The sequence below is a fragment of the Streptomyces sp. R-07 genome (genome assembly GCF_049913175.1).
GTDB lineage: Bacteria > Actinomycetota > Actinomycetes > Streptomycetales > Streptomycetaceae > Streptomyces.
The window spans coordinates 416,130-432,706 of record NZ_CP183978.1 but is presented as its reverse complement, the minus strand read 5'-3'; the positions used below and the strand labels follow the sequence as shown (position 1 = coordinate 432,706).

General features: G+C 73.2%; 14 protein-coding genes. 12 read left to right on the top strand and 2 right to left on the bottom strand.

Annotation, left to right across the window (positions count from 1 at the left end):
• Positions 1-229: 229 nt before the first annotated feature.
• Positions 230-1,720: a DNA-binding protein NsdB gene (locus ACN9M0_RS02210; protein ID WP_366038299.1), complete on the top strand. Its 1,491-nt coding sequence runs from the start codon at positions 230-232 to the stop codon at positions 1,718-1,720.
• 118 nt (positions 1,721-1,838) lie between these two features.
• Here ACN9M0_RS02210 and ACN9M0_RS02205 read toward each other — a convergent pair whose 3' ends face one another.
• Positions 1,839-3,317 carry a PP2C family protein-serine/threonine phosphatase gene (locus ACN9M0_RS02205; RefSeq protein WP_366038300.1) on the bottom strand — a complete coding sequence of 493 codons (1,479 nt, stop codon included), beginning with the start codon at positions 3,315-3,317 and terminating at the stop codon, positions 1,839-1,841.
• Positions 3,318-3,796: 479 nt separating this feature from the next.
• On the opposite strand from ACN9M0_RS02205, the gene ACN9M0_RS02200 reads away from it, so the two are divergent.
• From ACN9M0_RS02200 to ACN9M0_RS02185, 4 genes are all read left to right on the top strand, one after another.
• Positions 3,797-5,071: a hypothetical protein gene (locus tag ACN9M0_RS02200; protein WP_426405269.1), complete on the top strand. Its 1,275-nt coding sequence runs from the start codon at positions 3,797-3,799 to the stop codon at positions 5,069-5,071.
• 188 nt (positions 5,072-5,259) lie between these two features.
• Positions 5,260-6,450, top strand: coding sequence for a threonine synthase (locus tag ACN9M0_RS02195; RefSeq protein WP_426403008.1), 1,191 nt, complete (start codon positions 5,260-5,262; stop codon positions 6,448-6,450).
• Between the two features lie 44 nt (positions 6,451-6,494).
• Positions 6,495-6,797, top strand: coding sequence for a hypothetical protein (locus ACN9M0_RS02190; protein ID WP_426403007.1), 303 nt, complete (start codon positions 6,495-6,497; stop codon positions 6,795-6,797).
• 35 nt (positions 6,798-6,832) lie between these two features.
• Positions 6,833-7,363, top strand: a complete 531-nt coding sequence (locus ACN9M0_RS02185; RefSeq protein WP_366038303.1) for a GNAT family N-acetyltransferase — start codon at positions 6,833-6,835, stop codon at positions 7,361-7,363.
• Between the two features lie 185 nt (positions 7,364-7,548).
• Here the strand turns inward: ACN9M0_RS02185 and ACN9M0_RS02180 are convergent, their stop codons facing one another.
• Entirely contained in the window at positions 7,549-8,100 is a 552-nt protein-coding gene (locus tag ACN9M0_RS02180; RefSeq protein WP_366038335.1) for a YdeI/OmpD-associated family protein, read from the bottom strand.
• Positions 8,101-8,302: 202 nt separating this feature from the next.
• Between ACN9M0_RS02180 and ACN9M0_RS02175 the strand changes: the two genes are divergently transcribed.
• The 7 genes from ACN9M0_RS02175 (at position 8,303) to ACN9M0_RS02145 (ending at position 16,575) form a co-directional block, all read left to right on the top strand.
• Positions 8,303-9,289 (top strand): LacI family DNA-binding transcriptional regulator, encoded by a 987-nt coding sequence (locus ACN9M0_RS02175; protein ID WP_399695330.1) that lies wholly within the window; start codon positions 8,303-8,305, stop codon positions 9,287-9,289.
• Between the two features lie 74 nt (positions 9,290-9,363).
• On the top strand, positions 9,364-11,052 hold the full coding sequence (locus ACN9M0_RS02170; RefSeq protein ID WP_366038305.1) for an ABC transporter substrate-binding protein: 1,689 nt from the start codon (positions 9,364-9,366) through the stop codon (positions 11,050-11,052).
• Between the two features lie 66 nt (positions 11,053-11,118).
• A complete protein-coding gene (locus ACN9M0_RS02165) occupies positions 11,119-12,096 on the top strand; it encodes an ABC transporter permease (protein ID WP_426403006.1) in 978 nt (325 codons plus the stop codon).
• 15 nt (positions 12,097-12,111) lie between these two features.
• Positions 12,112-13,044 carry an ABC transporter permease gene (locus ACN9M0_RS02160; protein ID WP_399695328.1) on the top strand — a complete coding sequence of 311 codons (933 nt, stop codon included), beginning with the start codon at positions 12,112-12,114 and terminating at the stop codon, positions 13,042-13,044.
• On the top strand, positions 13,041-14,060 hold the full coding sequence (locus tag ACN9M0_RS02155) for an ABC transporter ATP-binding protein (protein WP_426403005.1): 1,020 nt from the start codon (positions 13,041-13,043) through the stop codon (positions 14,058-14,060). Before ACN9M0_RS02160 ends, ACN9M0_RS02155 begins: the two co-directional genes overlap by 4 nt.
• On the top strand, positions 14,057-15,073 hold the full coding sequence (locus ACN9M0_RS02150) for an ATP-binding cassette domain-containing protein (protein ID WP_399695323.1): 1,017 nt from the start codon (positions 14,057-14,059) through the stop codon (positions 15,071-15,073). Before ACN9M0_RS02155 ends, ACN9M0_RS02150 begins: the two co-directional genes overlap by 4 nt.
• Positions 15,070-16,575 carry a glycoside hydrolase family 32 protein gene (locus ACN9M0_RS02145; RefSeq protein WP_426403004.1) on the top strand — a complete coding sequence of 502 codons (1,506 nt, stop codon included), beginning with the start codon at positions 15,070-15,072 and terminating at the stop codon, positions 16,573-16,575. Before ACN9M0_RS02150 ends, ACN9M0_RS02145 begins: the two co-directional genes overlap by 4 nt.
• Positions 16,576-16,577 lie beyond the last annotated feature (2 nt).

Below are 16,577 nucleotides of genomic sequence, written 5' to 3'. Positions count from 1 at the left end.
GTGACAGATCCCTTCGTGCGCCGACGAGTTGCGTGCGTCGCCCCGCCCGCCCCCGGTCCGCACCCTGGGGAATGAGGGCCGGTCGGCGGTGCGGGGTGGCGCGTTCATACCTGACACCCGGGCGCGGGTGGCGGAACATCGGGCGCACCCTGGCGAACCCTGGCGAATAGTCGCCAGCCCTATGACAGGGGGTTAGTGTCAACTCAGCCGAGAACCTGGGGGCTTAGACGTGACCGGACAAACCAACACCCGCCTGGCAGACCTGTTCGGCCTGGCCGGCTGGTCCAAGGGCGAACTCGCGAGGCTCGTCAACCGGCAGGCGGCGGCCATGGGCCACCCCCAGCTGGCGACGGACACCTCGCGGGTGCGGCGGTGGATCGACCGGGGCGAGACCCCTCGTGATCCCGTCCCCCGGGTGTTGGCAGCGCTGTTCACCGAGCGACTCGGCCGTGTCGTGACCATCGAGGACCTCGGGTTCGTACGACACGGGCGTGCCGGAAGGAAGCAGGACGTCAGGAAGACGGAGAACCCTGACGGGCTGCCCTGGCCACCCGATCGTGCGGCGGCGGTCCTCACCGAATTCACGGGAATGGACCTCATGCTCAACCGACGCGGCCTGGTGGGCGCGGGTGCCGCGCTTGCCGCCGGCTCCGTACTCAGCAACGCCATGCACGACTGGCTGCAGACCGACCCCGCACGCAAGGGCACCGCCCAGCGAGCCACCGATCCCCTCCACGCCGACCCCGCTGGGTTCGACCGCTACGAGGCCGCCCCCATCGGGTCGGAGGAGATCGAGGCACTCGAGCACTCGGTGGTGGTGTTCCGCGCCTGGGACGCCTCCCGGGGTGGCGGACTCCAGCGCAAGGCGGTCGTGGGCCAGCTCAACGAGGTGGGAGGCATGCTCGCCTACCGCCACGCCGACCACCTCCAGCGGCGCCTGTGGGGCGTCGCCGCCAACCTGGCCGTCCTCGCGGGCTGGATGTCCCACGACGTCGGCCTCGAACCGACGGCGCAGAAGTACTTCGTCATCGCCGCCCACGCGGCCCGCGAGGGCGGCGACCGGCCCCGGGCCGGCGAGGCGCTGTCCCGGGCCGCCCGCCAGATGGTGCACCTGGGCCGCCCGGACGACGCCCTCGACCTGATGAAGCTCGCCAAGGCGGGCTCCGGCGAGCGGGTGCTGCCCCGCACCCAGGCCATGTTCCACACCATCGAGGCCTGGGCGCAGGCATCGATGGGACGGGGGCAGGCCATGCGGCGCACCCTCGGCGAGGCCGAGGACCTCTTCGTCTCCGACACGGGAGCGGAGAAGCCGAGCTGGATGCAGAACTTCGACGAGGCCGACATGCACGGCATGCAGGCCCTCGCCTACCGCACCCTCGCCGAGCACGACCCGGCCGCGGCGATCCCCGCGCAGCGCCACGCCAAGCTGGCCCTCGAACTGCGGCGCGGCGGGCACGACCGGTCGAAGCTCTTCGACCACATCTCGATGGCGTCCGCCTGCTTCATCGCCGACGACCCGGAACAGGCCGACCGGTACGCCCGGCTGGCCCTCATGTCCATGGGGGACACCTCGTCCCACCGGACCTGGGACCGGCTGCGGGAGATGTACCGGCTCACGGGCCAGTACGCGGGCTATTCGAGCATCGAGAGCCTGCGCGAGGAGATCGAACTGGCCCTCCCCAGGTCCCCCGTCAACCGACCCAGGACCGGGCAGGCCTGAGTCTCCCCGCCCAGCGGGACGGGGAGACTCTGAAGGGGCATGTCATCGGGTGACCAGGGGCCCGTCAGCGGGTGACCCCGGAAAGCCCTCACGCCGGCGTCGCCGGCGGGTGGCGTCGTCAGCGGGTGACCCGGACCACCATCACGCAGGCGTCGTCCTCGCGGGACTCCTCGTCGAACTCCTCCATCACGGCGCGCACGCCGTCCTGCGCGTCCCGCGCCCCCGCGAACCGGGGGCCGAGGGCGAGCAGCCGTCGCGCGCCCGTGTCGTCGTCCGTACCACTGCCGCGGGTCAGCCCGTCGGTGTGCAGGACCAGCAGGTCACCCGGGAGCAGCCGGGTCTCGGCCTCGCCGTACACGGCGCCGGTCGTCGCCCCGAGCAGCACACCCTCGGGCCGCCGGAGCGCGTGCCCTGTCCCGTCGCGGAAGAGCAGCGGGGCGGGGTGGCCGGCCTGCGCCCAGGCCAGGGTCTGGGCGACCGGGTCGTACCGGCAGCACATCGCGCTGCCGAGCGCGGGCTGTCCGGAGGTCTCCAGGAGCTGGTTGAGATGGCCCATCAGCGCGGCGGGGCGGATGCCGGCGACGGCCATGCCGCGCAGCGCCCCGAGGAGCATGGCCATGGAGGAGGTCGCGGCGACCCCGTGGCCCGTCAGGTCGCCGACGGTCAGCAGCGCGTCCCCGTCGGGCAGCGCGAGCGCGTCGTACCAGTCGCCGCCGATCAGACCGGTGCTGGCGGCGGGGAGGTAGTGCGCGGCCACGTCGAGCGGGGCGGGGCCGTCGTGGGCGAAGCGGAGCGAGCCGCGCCACGGCGGGAGGACCGCCTCCTGGAGCTCGACGGCGACCCGCCGCTCGGTGAGTTCGATGTGACGGCTGCGCTCCAGGGTGTCCCGGCTCTCGCGGACCGCCCGCTCGCTGCGCCGCAGCTCGCTGACGTCGCGGAGGACGGCCCACATGGAGGCCGTGCAGCCGTCGGTGTCGAGCACGGGTTCGCCGGTCATGTGCAGGGTGCGCACCCGGCCGTCGGACCGCACGATCCGGAACTCGCCGTCGATCGGCTTCCCGTCGATCAGACAGTCCGTCACCATGCTCTGGAGGACGGGCTGGTCCTCTGCGAAGACCATCGTGGGCATCTCGTCGAGCGACATCGGGCCGCTCTCGCGGGGCCGGCCGAAGATCTGGAAGAGCTCCTCGGACCAGCTGACCTCGTCGGTGAGCAGGTTCCACTCGGCGCTGCCGACGCGGGAGAGCAGCGACCCGGTCCGGGGCGGGGCGGCCACGCCGTACGCCGTGCCGGGGTCGGTCGCGAGCGAGGTGTCGACGACGACGTCGATCTCCTCGGCTTCGTCCCCGGGGGTCGCGGTCTCCGGGACTCCCGCCCTCAGCAGGCCCAAGTGGGCGCCCAGGTCGTCGAGTTGATGCACCGCCAGATCGCACAGGGCACGCTGCCACCGCTGCTGGGGATCGTCGTCGTCCGCCACGGCGTCCCGGCGCACGGCATCCACCTCACCGCGCAGGCGGCGGGTCTGTGAGATCAGCGCGTCCACCGCGCCCGGCTCCGGCGGCTGGGCGGGGCGGTCCGCGAACAGATGGGACGGCATGTGGTACTCCGATACAGGCGCGGCGCGGCCAGGTGTGGAAGGTGGCCCGTGGACGACTGTGGCACAGCCCGGGACAGCCCGTAAGGGATTTGGCAACACTCGATCCGGTGGTGCTTCTGGCATATGTCAAAGGCCCGGCGATTATCGGACAGGGCGCGACCCGTTACGGTGCTGGGGTGGTGAACGACGACGGAAACGGCACGGTGGGCGCGGGTACGACGGTCACGAGCGGGGCGGCCGCGGGCGAGTCGGACGTGCGTACGGGGGCGGGTGCGGGCGCGTTGGACGTGGATTCGGGAGTGGGTGCGGGCGCCTCGGGCGTGCGTCCGGGAGCGGGCGCGGGCGAGTCGGGCGTGCGTACGGGCGCGAGCGCGGCCGAGGCGGGTGTGCGTACGGGACCGGGCGCGGTGGTGCCCGGGGGGCGTACAGCCGGTGCTCCGGCGGCGACAGGCGCGAGTGGCGTGACCGCCGGCGCGGGCATGGACGCGGTGGGTACCGCGGTGCTGCTCGCGGCGGCGCCCGCCGGCCGCGGCCGTGCCATGGACGCCGCCTCCGTGCTGCCGGCGCTCGCCGCCGTGCCGCCCGGGGTCCTCACCGGCACCGCGGCCGCCACGGTCGTCGAACTCGCCGATCCGCTCGACCCGCAGACCGTCCTCACCCGCCTCCGCGCGGCGGCCGCGAGCCCCGGCCCGCTGGTCGTCTGCCTCGCGGGCCAGCTCCACCTCGACCGCCGGCAGCAGCTGCCCCATCTCGCGCTCGCCCGCACCACTCCGGCGACCCTGCGCTACACGGCGCTTCCCTGGCACTGGCTCGCCGGCGAACTCGGCGTACGCAGGCCCGGCACCACGACCGTCGTCGCGGACCTCACGGCCGACGCGGACGTCTGGCAGCGCCTCACCGCCGCGCCCGGACTGCTGCACCTGGGGCCCGGACCCCTGCTCTACGGTCGCGTGGTTCCCGCCCCGCGCAGGGGTGAGCCGACGACACCCGAGTACCTGCGTGCGTGGGCCGAACTCTGGCGCTCCGGCGCCCGGTTGGCGCCTGCCGCAGCGCACGTGGAGGCCGCCGCGCGGGCGGTGACGGTGGCGCCCGCGCCGGTACCGGTCTTCCTCACCCCCACGCCGGGAGCTCCGCCGGCAGCCGTGTCCGGGACGGGTCCCGCACCTGCGCCGGCGACCGGTCCCACACCCGCACCCGTGCTGGCGACACGTCCGGGGCCCGCGCCCGCGACCCGCCGTGCACCCGTGCCGCCGACCCGCCGCGCACCCGCGCCCGCGACGGGTTCCGCACCCCTGCCCGCGACCCCTCCCGCGCCCGCGCCCGGGGGCGCGTCCGGGACCGTGGCCGTGGAGGACCCGCACCCCGCGATCCTCGCCGCCGCCATGGCCGGGCGGCACGGGGAGGCGGCCGCGGTGGCGGCGGCCTGGGAGCACGAGGCCCTGCGCCGCCACGGGTACCGGTCCGTGGAGGCCGTGCACTGGATGGAGGTACGGGCCGACCTCGCCCGCCTCGCCGGGGAACCGGCCCGCAGCTGCGAACTCTGGCTCGCCGCCGCCGAGGCCCGGCTCGGACTGGGCCAGCGCCCGGACGACCCGGACGTCGAAGGGGCCGTGGACCGGGCGCACCACCAGTGGGAGCGGATCGACGACCCCGCCCGCGCCCGTGCCCTCGGCCCGATCCTGGTCGACCTCCGGCGCCGGGTCCCCGGCCGCCGACCGGGCGCGCTGGCCGCGCTCACCCGCCGCATGGGCTGAACGGCCCGGCGGGGAACGAGCGGCAGCCGGCCGCTCGCTCCCACCGGTACGGCCAGCTGTTCACCCCCGCCGTACGGCCGGCCGCTCACCCCCGCCGTACGGCCGGCCGCTCACCCCCGCCGTACGGCCGGCCGCTCACCTTCACCCGTACGATCGTCCCGAGCTCCCCGCCCCGAAAGGCCCGCAACGTGTCCTCGCTCGCCACCGCCCAGCGTTCGCTCGCCGATCCGTCCGTACGCCACCCGTTGTGGCCGCCGCTCACCGGAGGCTGCCCCGTCACCTCCACCGAGGAGGTCGCGTACCCCCTCGACATCGACTACGCCTACGACCGGGTTCCCGCCGACCTGTTCACGCGCCCCGCCGCCCACGGCCTCGAACGGTGGGCCCCGCTGCTCCCGCCCCTCGCCGCGCCCGGCCTGGGCGAGGGCAACACGCCGCTGGTCGAACTCCCCGACGGAGTCTGGATCAAGGACGAGTCCCGCAACCCCACCTGGAGCCACAAGGACCGGCTCAACCGGGTAGCCGTCAGCGCCGCAGTCGCCTCGGGGGCGCGGGGCATCGTCGTGTCCTCGTCCGGCAACCACGGTGCGGCGGCCGCCGCCTACGCGGCCCGTGCCGGACTGCCGTGCGCCGTCTTCACCTCCCCGTACGCCCCGCCCGCCGTCGCCTCCCACCTCCGCGCCTACGGCGCGACGGTGCTGACCGTCCCGTACGAGTCGGTGCGCCCGCTGATGCGCCGCATCGTCGACGAGCTCGGCTTCCAGAGCGTCAGCAGCGTCACGGACACCGCCCACACCGGGCACCCCTTCGGGCCCGAGGGCTACAAGACCCTCGCGTACGAGATCGCGCTCGACCTCGGACGAGCGCCGGCGGAGGTGCATCTCCCCACGGGCTACGGCGAGTTGCTCTTCGGTGTGGCCAAGGGCTTCCAGGAGCTCGCCCGGCTCGGCGTCACCGACTCCGTCCCGAGGATGTACGCGGCCGAGCCCGCCGCGGCCGGCGCCCTCACCGAGGCCCTCCGTACGGGCCGGCCCGTCGCCCGCGTCCCCGTCGGTCCGACCAGCGCGTACGCCATCGACTGCGAGGTCAACAGCTACCGGGGCGTCCTCGCCGTCCGTACGACCGGGGGAGCGTCCCGGACGGTGACCGACGATCAGATGGCCGTGGCCCAGGCGGAGTTGTCGGCGCAGGGGCTCTGGTGCGAGACGTCCTCCGCCGCCGGCCTCGCCGGTCTCCGCGCCCACGGTCCTCGCGAGACCGAAGGCCCGGTGGTCTGCGTGGTCACCTCCAGTGGCTACAAGGACATCGCCACCGCGAAGGACACCTACGCGCCGACGGCCCCGGACTGGCCCGCGATCAGGGCGGCCCTGGGCGGCTGAGCGGGCCCCCGCTCGGCGGCACCCGCGACGCGCTTCTGGAGGCCGTGACCGACCGCGTCACGGACCAGGCCATGGCCGTGATGGACGAGGCAGACGTCGGCGAGGTTCCCGCCCTGGAGGTGCTGCTGCGGATGCAGGAGATCGGCCGACGACTGTTCGAGGCGAACCCGGTCCTCGGCGTGCGGGCCGGATCCGCCGAGGCGGCCGGCCTCGCCGCGACCGGCGGCGGGACGTCCCCGACCGCCGTGCTCTGCCTCGTCGTCGCCATGACCACGCTGATCGCCGCGGGACTCGCCGTGCGCAGTCTCGCCCCCGTCATCCGGGGCGGCGGCTCCGAGCGCCGCTGAACCGGGTCGGGCCGGATCCTGAGATGATCGGAGGCGTGCCCCTCACTCCGCACCCCGCTCCGATCCCGATCCCGGTTCCGGCCGCCCCCGTCGGGCGGCTCACCACCGGGCGTCTGGTCCTGCGGCCCGTCCGGGGCTCCGACCTGGACGCCGTGACCCGTCTGTGGACCGACCCCGAGGTACGGCGCCACCTCGGCGGTCCCGTCATCGACTCGGTCGTCCGGATCCGGCAGCGGCGGATCGTCGGGGCCGCCGGTTTCCACGCGGTGACCCGGGCCGAGGACGGTGTCCTCGTCGGCCTGATCACGGTGGAGCCGGGCGCGCGGAACGGGGAGACGGAGGTCTCGTACCAGTTCCTGCCCGAGCACTGGGGGCAGGGGTACGCGCGTGAGGCGGTCGGCGCGGTCGTCGCCCGGGTCCTGGAGGGCGTGCCGAGCGTGGTCGCGCTGACGCAGGAGGCGAACGAGCGCTCGCGGCGGCTTCTCGAGGCCCTCGGCTTCGAGCACGCCGAGTCCTTCGTGGAGTGGGACGCCCGCCAGGTGCTGTACCGCCGGCGCCGGGCCTGAAGGCCCACCCGCCCTGTCCGAAGGTCAGGTCGCCGGGCCCGCAGGCCCAGCCGCTGGGCCCGCAGGCCCACTCACCCGGCCCGCAGGCTCAGTCACCCGGCCCGAAGGCCCAGCCACCCGGCCCGCAGACCCACTCACCCGGCCCGAAGGCCCAGCCACCCGGCCGGCAGGCTCAGCAAACGCCCTCACCTCGGCCTCTCTCCCGCCGCCAGGGCCGCCACCGCCCGCTCCAGCCGTGCCGTCCGTGTCTTCGTCGTGCGGGCCTGCCACAGGCCCAGGATCACCAGGTAGCGGTCGGTCTTCCCCAGGGCGTCGAAGGCCGCCGCGGCCGAGGGCTCCGCCGCCAGGGCCGCCGCGAGGTCGTCCGGCACGGTCGCGTCCTTCTGGGAGGGGTACGCCGCCTCCCACCGTCCGTCCGCCCGTGCGGCCCGCACCTCGGCGAGGCCCGGCTCCCGCATCCGGCCGGCGGCGGTCAGCGCCTCGACCTGGCGCACGTTGACCTGGGACCAGAGGCTGCGGGGCCGGCGCGGGGTGATCTTCTGGAGGTAGCTCCGCTCGTCGCGGGCCATGCGTTTGCCGGTGATCCACCCGTAGGCGAGCGTGGAGTCGAGGATCTCCTCCGCGCTCGGCGAGGCGAGGTCCGAGCCCTTGCGGGCGAGCAGCAGCCAGATGCCCGGGGTGTCCCCGTGGTGCTTTTCCAGCCAGGCCTCCAGCTCCTCCCCGCCGCCGAACGCCATGACCGAGAGCCCCTCGACCGTCTCCACCGGACACCTCTTCCCCACCGCCGGACATCCTTGGTGACCAAGATATTGACAGTGGCCGGAAGACGGCCGTAACTTGCGTGCAACGTCGTACTAACGCGCGTTACTAAAGCGCGTAACCAAAGACACGACACGAAGGGGGAGTGACATGGCGACCGGCGGTCCTCGCAGCGTCACCATGAGCGATGTCGCCCGGCGGGCCGGGGTCTCGCGCACGGCCGTCTCCTTCGTCCTGAACGACCGCCCCGGCGCGGCCATCCCGGACGAGACCAGGCGTCGCATTCTGGCCGCGATCGACGAGCTCGGTTACCGCCCCAACGCGGGCGCCCGCGCCCTCGCCGCCCAGCGCAGCGAGTGGTACGGACTGATCACCGAGATCGTCACCGCGCCCTTCGCGGTCGACGTCATCAAGGGCGCCCAGGACCGCGCCTGGCTCGACCGCAAGTTCCTGCTGATCGCCGCGAGCGAGGGGGACCGGGCCCAGGAGGCCGCCGCCCTCGACAAACTCCTCGAACAGCGGGTCGAGGGACTGCTCTACGCCACGACCTGGCACCGCGCCGTCACCCTCCCCAAGGCCGCCCGCGAGGTCCCCACGGTCCTGGTCAACTGCTACGACGCCGAGGGCGAACTGCCCTCCGTCGTCCCCGACGAGATCGGCGGCGGCCACCGTGCCGCCCGCCGGCTCGTCGACGCCGGCCACGAGCGCATCGGGTTCATCAACCTCGACCCGGACATCCCCGCCGCCCTCGGCCGGCGCGAGGGGTTCGAGCGGGCGCTGCGCGAGGCCGGCCTCTCCCTGGACCCGTCGCTGGTCGTCTCCGGCCATGCGACCGCCGACGGCGGCTACACCGCCGCGTGCGAACTGCTCGACCGCGCCGACCGGCCCACCGCGCTCTTCTGCGGCAACGACCGGATGGCGATGGGCGCGTACGACGCCATCAAGGAACGTGGGCTGCGGATCCCGGACGACGTGGCCGTGGTGGGCTACGACAACCAGGAACTCATCGCCGCCTACCTGCGGCCCAAACTGACCACGCTCGCCCTGCCGTTCGAGGCGATGGGCGCCAAGGGCGTGGACATGCTCGCCGCTCTCGCAGCGGGGCAGCCGCTCGACACCCGCAGGGTGACGGTCGACTGCCCGCTGCTCGAACGCTCGTCGGTCTGACCGCGAATCAGGCCCGTCGAGTCATCTCGTCCCGTCTTCGTCTGGTGTGTTGAAGAGAGGAAAGAGCCACCATTATGACACCCTCCCCTGCCCGCGGCCGATCCCCGCGGGTGCTCCGCCCCGCCCTCGTTGCGGGCGCCGCGGCGACCGCCCTGCTCCTGACCGGCTGCTCCGGCGGCGCGGGAGCGGCCGGAGCCGGAGACACCTCCGGCAACCAGCTCCTCACGATCCCCCGCGAGGACATGGGCACCTTCACGCGGAACTTCAACCCCTTCTCCCCGAAGGCCGCGCCCATGACCAAGGAGGCGGTCTACGAACCGCTCATGGTCCACAACCCCGCCGACGGCAAGGACACCCCCTGGCTCGCCACCGCGTGGACCCAGGCCCCCGACGGGAAGTCCGTCACCTTCACCCTCCGCGAGGGCGTGAAGTGGTCCGACGGCAAGCCCTTCGCCGCCGAGGACGTCGCCTACACCTTCGAACTCCAGAAGAAGCTGCTCGGCGGCCTGGAGTACCTCCGCGAGGTCACCGCCGACACCCCGCGGCAGGTCACCTTCCACTTCACCAAGCCCTTCTCGCCGTCGCTCTACGAGATCGGCGGGCACTACATCGTCCCGAAGCACATCTGGTCGAAGATCGCCGACCCGGCCCGGGACACCAACGCCACCCCCGTCGGCACCGGCCCCTACACGCGGGTCGACCACTTCCAGAGCCAGTCGTACGAGCTGCGCAAAAACCCCTCGTACTGGCAGCCCGCGAAGCAGCGGATCGCCGGCATACGCCTGCTCGCCTTCTCCGGCAACGACAGCGCCAACCTCGCCCTCACCAACGGCGAGGTCGACTGGACCCAGGCCTTCGTCCCCGACATCCAGAAGTCCTTCGTCGCGAAGAACCCGAAGACGAACCACTACTGGTTCCCCACCACCGGCGCGATGATCAACTGGCAGCTCAACACCGCCAAGGCGCCCTTCGACGACCCCGCGCTCCGCAAGGCGCTCAGCCGGGCCCTCGACCGCGACAAGATCGCCAAGGTCGCCATGAACGGCTACAGCACCCCCGCCGACTGCACCGGCCTGTCGAACGCCTACGACACCTGGCGCGACAAGACCGTCGCCGCCTCCTGCGACTGGACCACCCACGACACCGGCGCCGCCGCCGAGGCCCTCGACGCCGCCGGGTACAAGCTCGGAGCCGGCGGCAGGCGCACCCAGAAGAACGGCAAGCCGCTCACCCTCGACATCTCCGTCGGCTCCGCCTCCTCCGACTGGATCTCGGTCGCCGACATCATCAAGCAGAACCTCGCCGAGGTCGGCGTCACCGCCACCGTGAAGTCCCCGGACTGGTCGGCCGTCGTCTCCTCCTACGAGACCGGCACCTTCGACAGCGGCATCGTGTGGAGCAACAACGGCGCCACGCCCTACGAGTTCTACCGGGGCGCCATGGCCACCACCATGGTGAAGCCCGTCGGCACCAAGGCCACCGAGAACTACCACCGCTTCGGCGACCCGAAGGCCGACCGGCTCATCGACGCCTTCGCCGCCACCACCGACCCGAAGGCCCAGCAGGCCAGGGCGGGCGAGCTGCAGAAGCTGTTCGCCGCCGACGCCCCCGTCGTCCCCCTCTTCCCCGGACCCGAGTGGGGCGCGTACACCGACGCCCGCTTCACCGGCTGGCCGACCGAGGAAGACCCGTACGCGACGCTGTCCAACCGGTCCGTGACCACCGTCCTCGTGCTCACCTCCCTCCAGCCCGTCAAGGGCTAGCCCGCCCCAGGGGGGACGGTCCCACCGGGCCGTCCCCGCCCCCCGAGAAACGACAGGGAGCAGACCGTGCGTCTCGTCCTGCGCAACCTGGGGTTCTACCTGATCGCGTTCTGGGCCTCCGTCACCCTCGATTTCCTGCTGCCGCGCTTCATGCCCGGAGACCCCGTCTCCCGGATGTTCGCCCAGGCCCAGGGGACGATGCAGCCCGATCAGATCGCCCAGTTGCAGAAACTCTTCGGTCTCGACGACCGCCCGCTGTGGCGCCAGTACGTCGACTACCTCCACAGCGTCGCCACCGGCGACCTCGGCATATCCCTCTCACGCTTCCCGACCCCGGTCTCCGAGGTCATCGGCTCCCAGATCGGCTGGACGCTGCTCCTCGGCCTCACCGCCCTCGTCGTCGCAGCGCTCGTCGGCAACCTCCTGGGCGTCCTCGCCGCCTGGCGGCGAGGCGGGATCCTCGACTCCGCGCTCCCGCCGCTGCTGATCTTCGTCGGCTCGTTCCCGTACTTCTGGCTGGCGATGGGCGCGCTGTACCTCTTCGGCGTCACCCTCGGCTGGTTCCCGCTCCGGCACGCGTACGACGTCGGACTCGAACCCGGCTTCGACGCCGTGTTCCTCGGGAACGTCGCCACCCACCTGGTGCTGCCGGCCCTCACCATCGTGCTCGTCTCGATCGGCGGCTGGATGCTCGGCATGCGCAACACGATGATCGCCACCGCCGCCGAGGACTACATCACCATGGCCGAGGCGAAGGGGCTGAGCCCCGCCCGGATCATGTTCCGGTACGCCGCCCGCAACGCGATGCTGCCGTCCGTCACCAACTTCGGCATGGCCCTCGGCTTCATGGTGGGCGGCGCCCTCCTCACCGAGGTCGTCTTCGCCTACCCCGGCATCGGCTACCAGCTCCTCGCCTCCGTCCAGGCCCTCGACTACCCGCTGATGCAGGGCATCTTCCTCACCATCACGGCGGCCGTCCTGCTCGCCAACTTCGTCGTCGACCTCATCCACGTCCGCCTCGACCCGCGCGTCCGCGTCCGCTGAGGAGGGAACCCCGCCATGTCCGTCCTCGACACCCCGGACACCGTCACGGCCGTGTCCCACGACCCGCAGCCCCGCCCGGGTACCGCCCGCGCGGCCCGCCGGGGGCTCGGGCGCCGGCTGCTCGCCGACCGCAAAGCCCGCGCGGGTCTCCTCCTGCTCGCCGTCTTCGCGCTGCTCGGCGCGCTCGCCCCGCTCCTCGCGCCCGGCGACCCGTCCCTCATCACCGACCTCGGCGCCACCCCGCCCTCCGCGGGACACTGGCTCGGCACCACCGCCAAGGGCCAGGACGTCCTGGACCTCACCCTGTGGGGCACCCGCAGCTCGATGCTCGTCGGCTTCACCGTCGGCGTCGCCGCCACCCTGGTGGCGTTGCTGGTCGGGCTCGCCTCCGCCTACCTCGGCAAACTCGTCGACGACGTGCTGACCCTCGTCACCAACGTCTTCCTGCTGCTGCCGGGCCTGCCCCTGCTCGTCATCCTCGCCGCGTTCCTGCCGCCCGGCACCACCACCGTCGTCCTCGTCCTCACCGTCACCGGCTGGGCGGGCTCGGCCCGCGTGCTGCGCGCCCAGGCCACCTCCATCCGCGGCAAGGACTTCGTCGCCGCCGCCGTCGTCACCGGCGAGCGGCCGCTGCGGATCATGTTCCGGGAGATCCTCCCCAACATGGCGTCCGTGGTGATGACCACCCTGCTCGGCTGCGTCATCTTCGGCATCGGTGCCCAGGCCGGACTCGAGTTCCTCGGCCTCGGCGACGCCTCCGTCGTCAGCTGGGGCACCAACCTCTACTGGGCCGGGAACGACGGCGCCCTGATGACCGGGGCGTGGTGGGCGTTCGTCCCCTCCGGCCTGTGCATCGCGCTCGTCGCCTTCGCGCTCGCCCTCGTCAACTACGCCGTCGACGAGATCACCAACCCGCGGCTGCGCGCCCGCCGGAAGGGGAAGAAGTGAACGTCCTCGACGTCCAGGGCCTGCGGGTCGAGTACCGGAGCGACGGCCGCGGCGTCGTCGGCGCCGACGACGTGTCGTTCACCATCGGCGCCGGAGAGATCTTCGGACTCGCCGGCGAGTCCGGCTGCGGCAAGTCGACCGTCGCCAACGCCGTCATGCGGCTCCTCAGGCCACCGGCCGAGATCACCGCCGGCTCCGTCACCTTCAAGGGCCGCGACGTCCTCGCCATGGACGCCCGCGAACTGCGCGCCTTCCGCTGGCGGGAGATCTCCATGGTCTTCCAGTCCGCGATGAACTCCCTCAACCCCGTCCTCACCGTCGGCGAACAGATCGGCGACATCCTCACCACCCACGAGAAGCTGCGCAAGCGCGCCGCCCGCGACCGCGCGGCGGAACTCCTCGACCTCGTCGGCATCGCCCCCGACCGGCTGAAGGCCTACCCGCACCAGCTCTCCGGCGGCATGCGCCAGCGCGTCGTCATCGCCATGGCCGTGGCCCTCGGGCCGGCCCTGCTCATCATGGACGAGCCGACCACCGCGCTCGACGTCGTCGTCCAGCAGGAGATCATGGCCCAGATCCGCGAACTCCAGCGGACGCTCGGCTTCTCCGTCCTCTTCATCACCCACGACATGTCCCTGATGGTCGAGCTGTCGGACCGCGTGGGCGTCATGTACGGCGGCCGGCTCGTCGAACTCGCGGAAGCCGATGAACTGTTCGCGCGGCCCCTCCACCCGTACACCGAGGCACTGATGAACGCCTTCCCGCCGCTCACCGGGCCGCGCCGGGAGCTCACCGGACTCTTCGACGCCCCGCGCACCGCCGACAGCTGCGGCTTCCACGTCCGCTGCCCCGACGACCGAGCCGACTGCTCCACGAACATTCCCGACCTGCGCGAGATCGCCCCCGGCCGGTGGGCCGCCCTCACCGGAGGCAACACGTCCGCCCTCACCAGAGGCAACACGTCGGCCCTCACCAGAGGCAACACGTCCGCCCTCACCGGAGGAACCGACCGATGACCCTCCTCCAGATCCGCGGGCTCACCAAGGACTTCCCCGTCGGCGGCGTCTTCTCCCGCCGCCGCGTCCGCGCCGTCGACGGCGTCGACCTCGACCTCGCCCCCGGCCGCGTCACCGCCCTCGTCGGCGAGTCCGGCAGCGGCAAGTCCACCATCGCCCGCTGCCTCGCCCGCCTCGAACAGCCCACCTCGGGACAGATCCTCCTCGACGGCGAGGACGTCCTGCGCACCGAGCGCCGCCGCGCCTCCCGTACGTACCGGCGCACGGTCCAGATGGTGTTCCAGGACCCCTTCGGCTCCCTCAACCCCGTCCACCGCATCGAGCACTTCCTCACCCGCGCCCTCGTCCTCCACGGCCACCCCGCCGACCGCGGACGGCTCGCCGCCCTCATGGAGGAGGTCGGACTGACGGCCGACATGCTCGACTCCCACCCGCACGAACTCTCCGGCGGACAGCGCCAGCGCGTCGCGATCGCCCGCGCCCTCGCCGTCGGACCGAGCGTCCTCCTGGCCGACGAACCGACGTCCATGCTCGACGTGTCCGTCCGGGTCGGCGTCCTCAACCTGATGCGCCGGCTGCGCGACGAACGCGGCCTGTCCATGCTGTACATCACCCACGACCTGGGCTCGGCCCGCTACCTCGCCGACACCACCGCCGTCATGTTCGCGGGCGGACTCGTCGAGGGCGGCGACGCGCTCGCCGTCATGGACGCCCCCGCCCACCCGTACACCCGGCTGCTGCTGTCCGCCGTGCCCGATCCCGCCCGGCGCACGGGCTACGACAAGGCCGAGCGCGCCCGGCTCCGGGCCGCCGTCCTGAACCCCGAGTCCTGCCCGTACGACGACGGCACCTGCAGCGCCACCACCCCCGTACGCCACACCGTCGGCGAGGACGGAGGGCAGCCCCACTGGACGCGCTGCCACCTCTACGCGCCCGCCCACGAGATCGCCCACCGCGTGCTCCGGCCCGCAGACAACGCCGACTCCCCGGAAGCCGAGAACACCGCCGCATGACACACGACCTGATCGCCGCCCCCGCCGCACACCCGGGGGAGGGCCTCGCCGAGCGCGCCGTCCGCGATCCGCACCGCCCCCGCTTCCACTTCACCTCGCCCGGCGGCTGGCTCAACGACCCCAACGGGCTCAGCCACTGGGACGGCGTCTACCACCTCTTCTACCAGTACAACCCGCTCGCCCCCGCCCACCACCGCATCCACTGGGGCCACGCCACCTCCACCGACCTCGTCACCTGGACCGACGAACCCGTCGCCCTCGTCCCCGGCACCACGGGCCCCGACCGCGACGGCTGCTGGTCCGGCGTCCTCGTCGACGACGGGGGAGTACCCACCCTCGTCTACTCGGGCCGCCACGGCGAACGGGAACTGCCCTGTGTCGCCACCGGCAGCCCCGATCTGCGGCACTGGACGAAGGACCCCGGCAACCCGGTGATCGCCGCGCCCCCGGCCGGCGTCGACGTCACCGCCTACCGCGACCACTGCGTCTGGAAGGAGGGCGCCGTCTGGCGCCAGCTCGTCGGCTCCGGCATCCGCGGCGAGGGCGGCACCGCCTTCCTGTACGAGTCCGAGGACCTGCGCGACTGGCGGTACGTCGGCACGCTCCTGACCGGCGACGCGAGCCGCGGCAGCGCCGCCGACCCCGACTGGACCGGCACCACGTGGGAGTGCGTCGACCTCTTCCGGATGGACGGCACCGACGTCCTCGCCTTCTCCGCGTGGGACGAGGGCGCCACCCACCACCCCCTCTACTGGACGGGCCGGTACGAGGGCGACCGCTTCACGCCGAGCGCCCTCCACCGCCTCGACTACGGGCGGAACTACTTCTACGCGCCCCAGTCGACGCGCGACGCGCACGGCCGCCGGATCATGTTCGGCTGGCTCCAGGAGGGCCGTGGCGAGGAGGCCACCGCACGCGCCGGCTGGTCCGGGGTCATGTCCCTGCCGCGCCTCGTCACCCTCGGCCCCGACGGCGCCCTCGCCCAGACCCCGGTGCCCGAACTGGAGCGGCTGCGCCGCGACCACGTGACCCTGGGCCCCTTCGAGGGGGACGCCGACCTGGACGCGATCCGGGGCGACCAGCTCGACCTGGAGGCGACCCTGCGCCTCGCACCCGGCGCCACGGTACGGCTGGGGGTACGGGAGACCCCGGACGGCACCGAGCGGACCGTCGTCGAGCTCACCCGCGACGCCTCCGGCACCTCGGGCACCCTGCGCCTCCACCGCGAGGCGAGCAGCCTCGACCCGGACGTCGACACCGCACCCCGCCACGGCGCCCTGCCCCTCGGCCCCGACGGCACGGTCGAACTCCGTGTCCTCGTCGACCACTCCGCCCTCGAAGTCTTCGCCAACGGCCGCGCCCTGGCCGCCCGCGTCTACCCGACCCGCCCCGACGAGGCGACCGGCGTCTCGCTCACCACCACCGGCCGCGCGACGGTCACCCGCCTCGACGCCTGGCACATGGCCCCGATCGAGACGGCCCCGCGCCCGCTCTGGCCGTGACC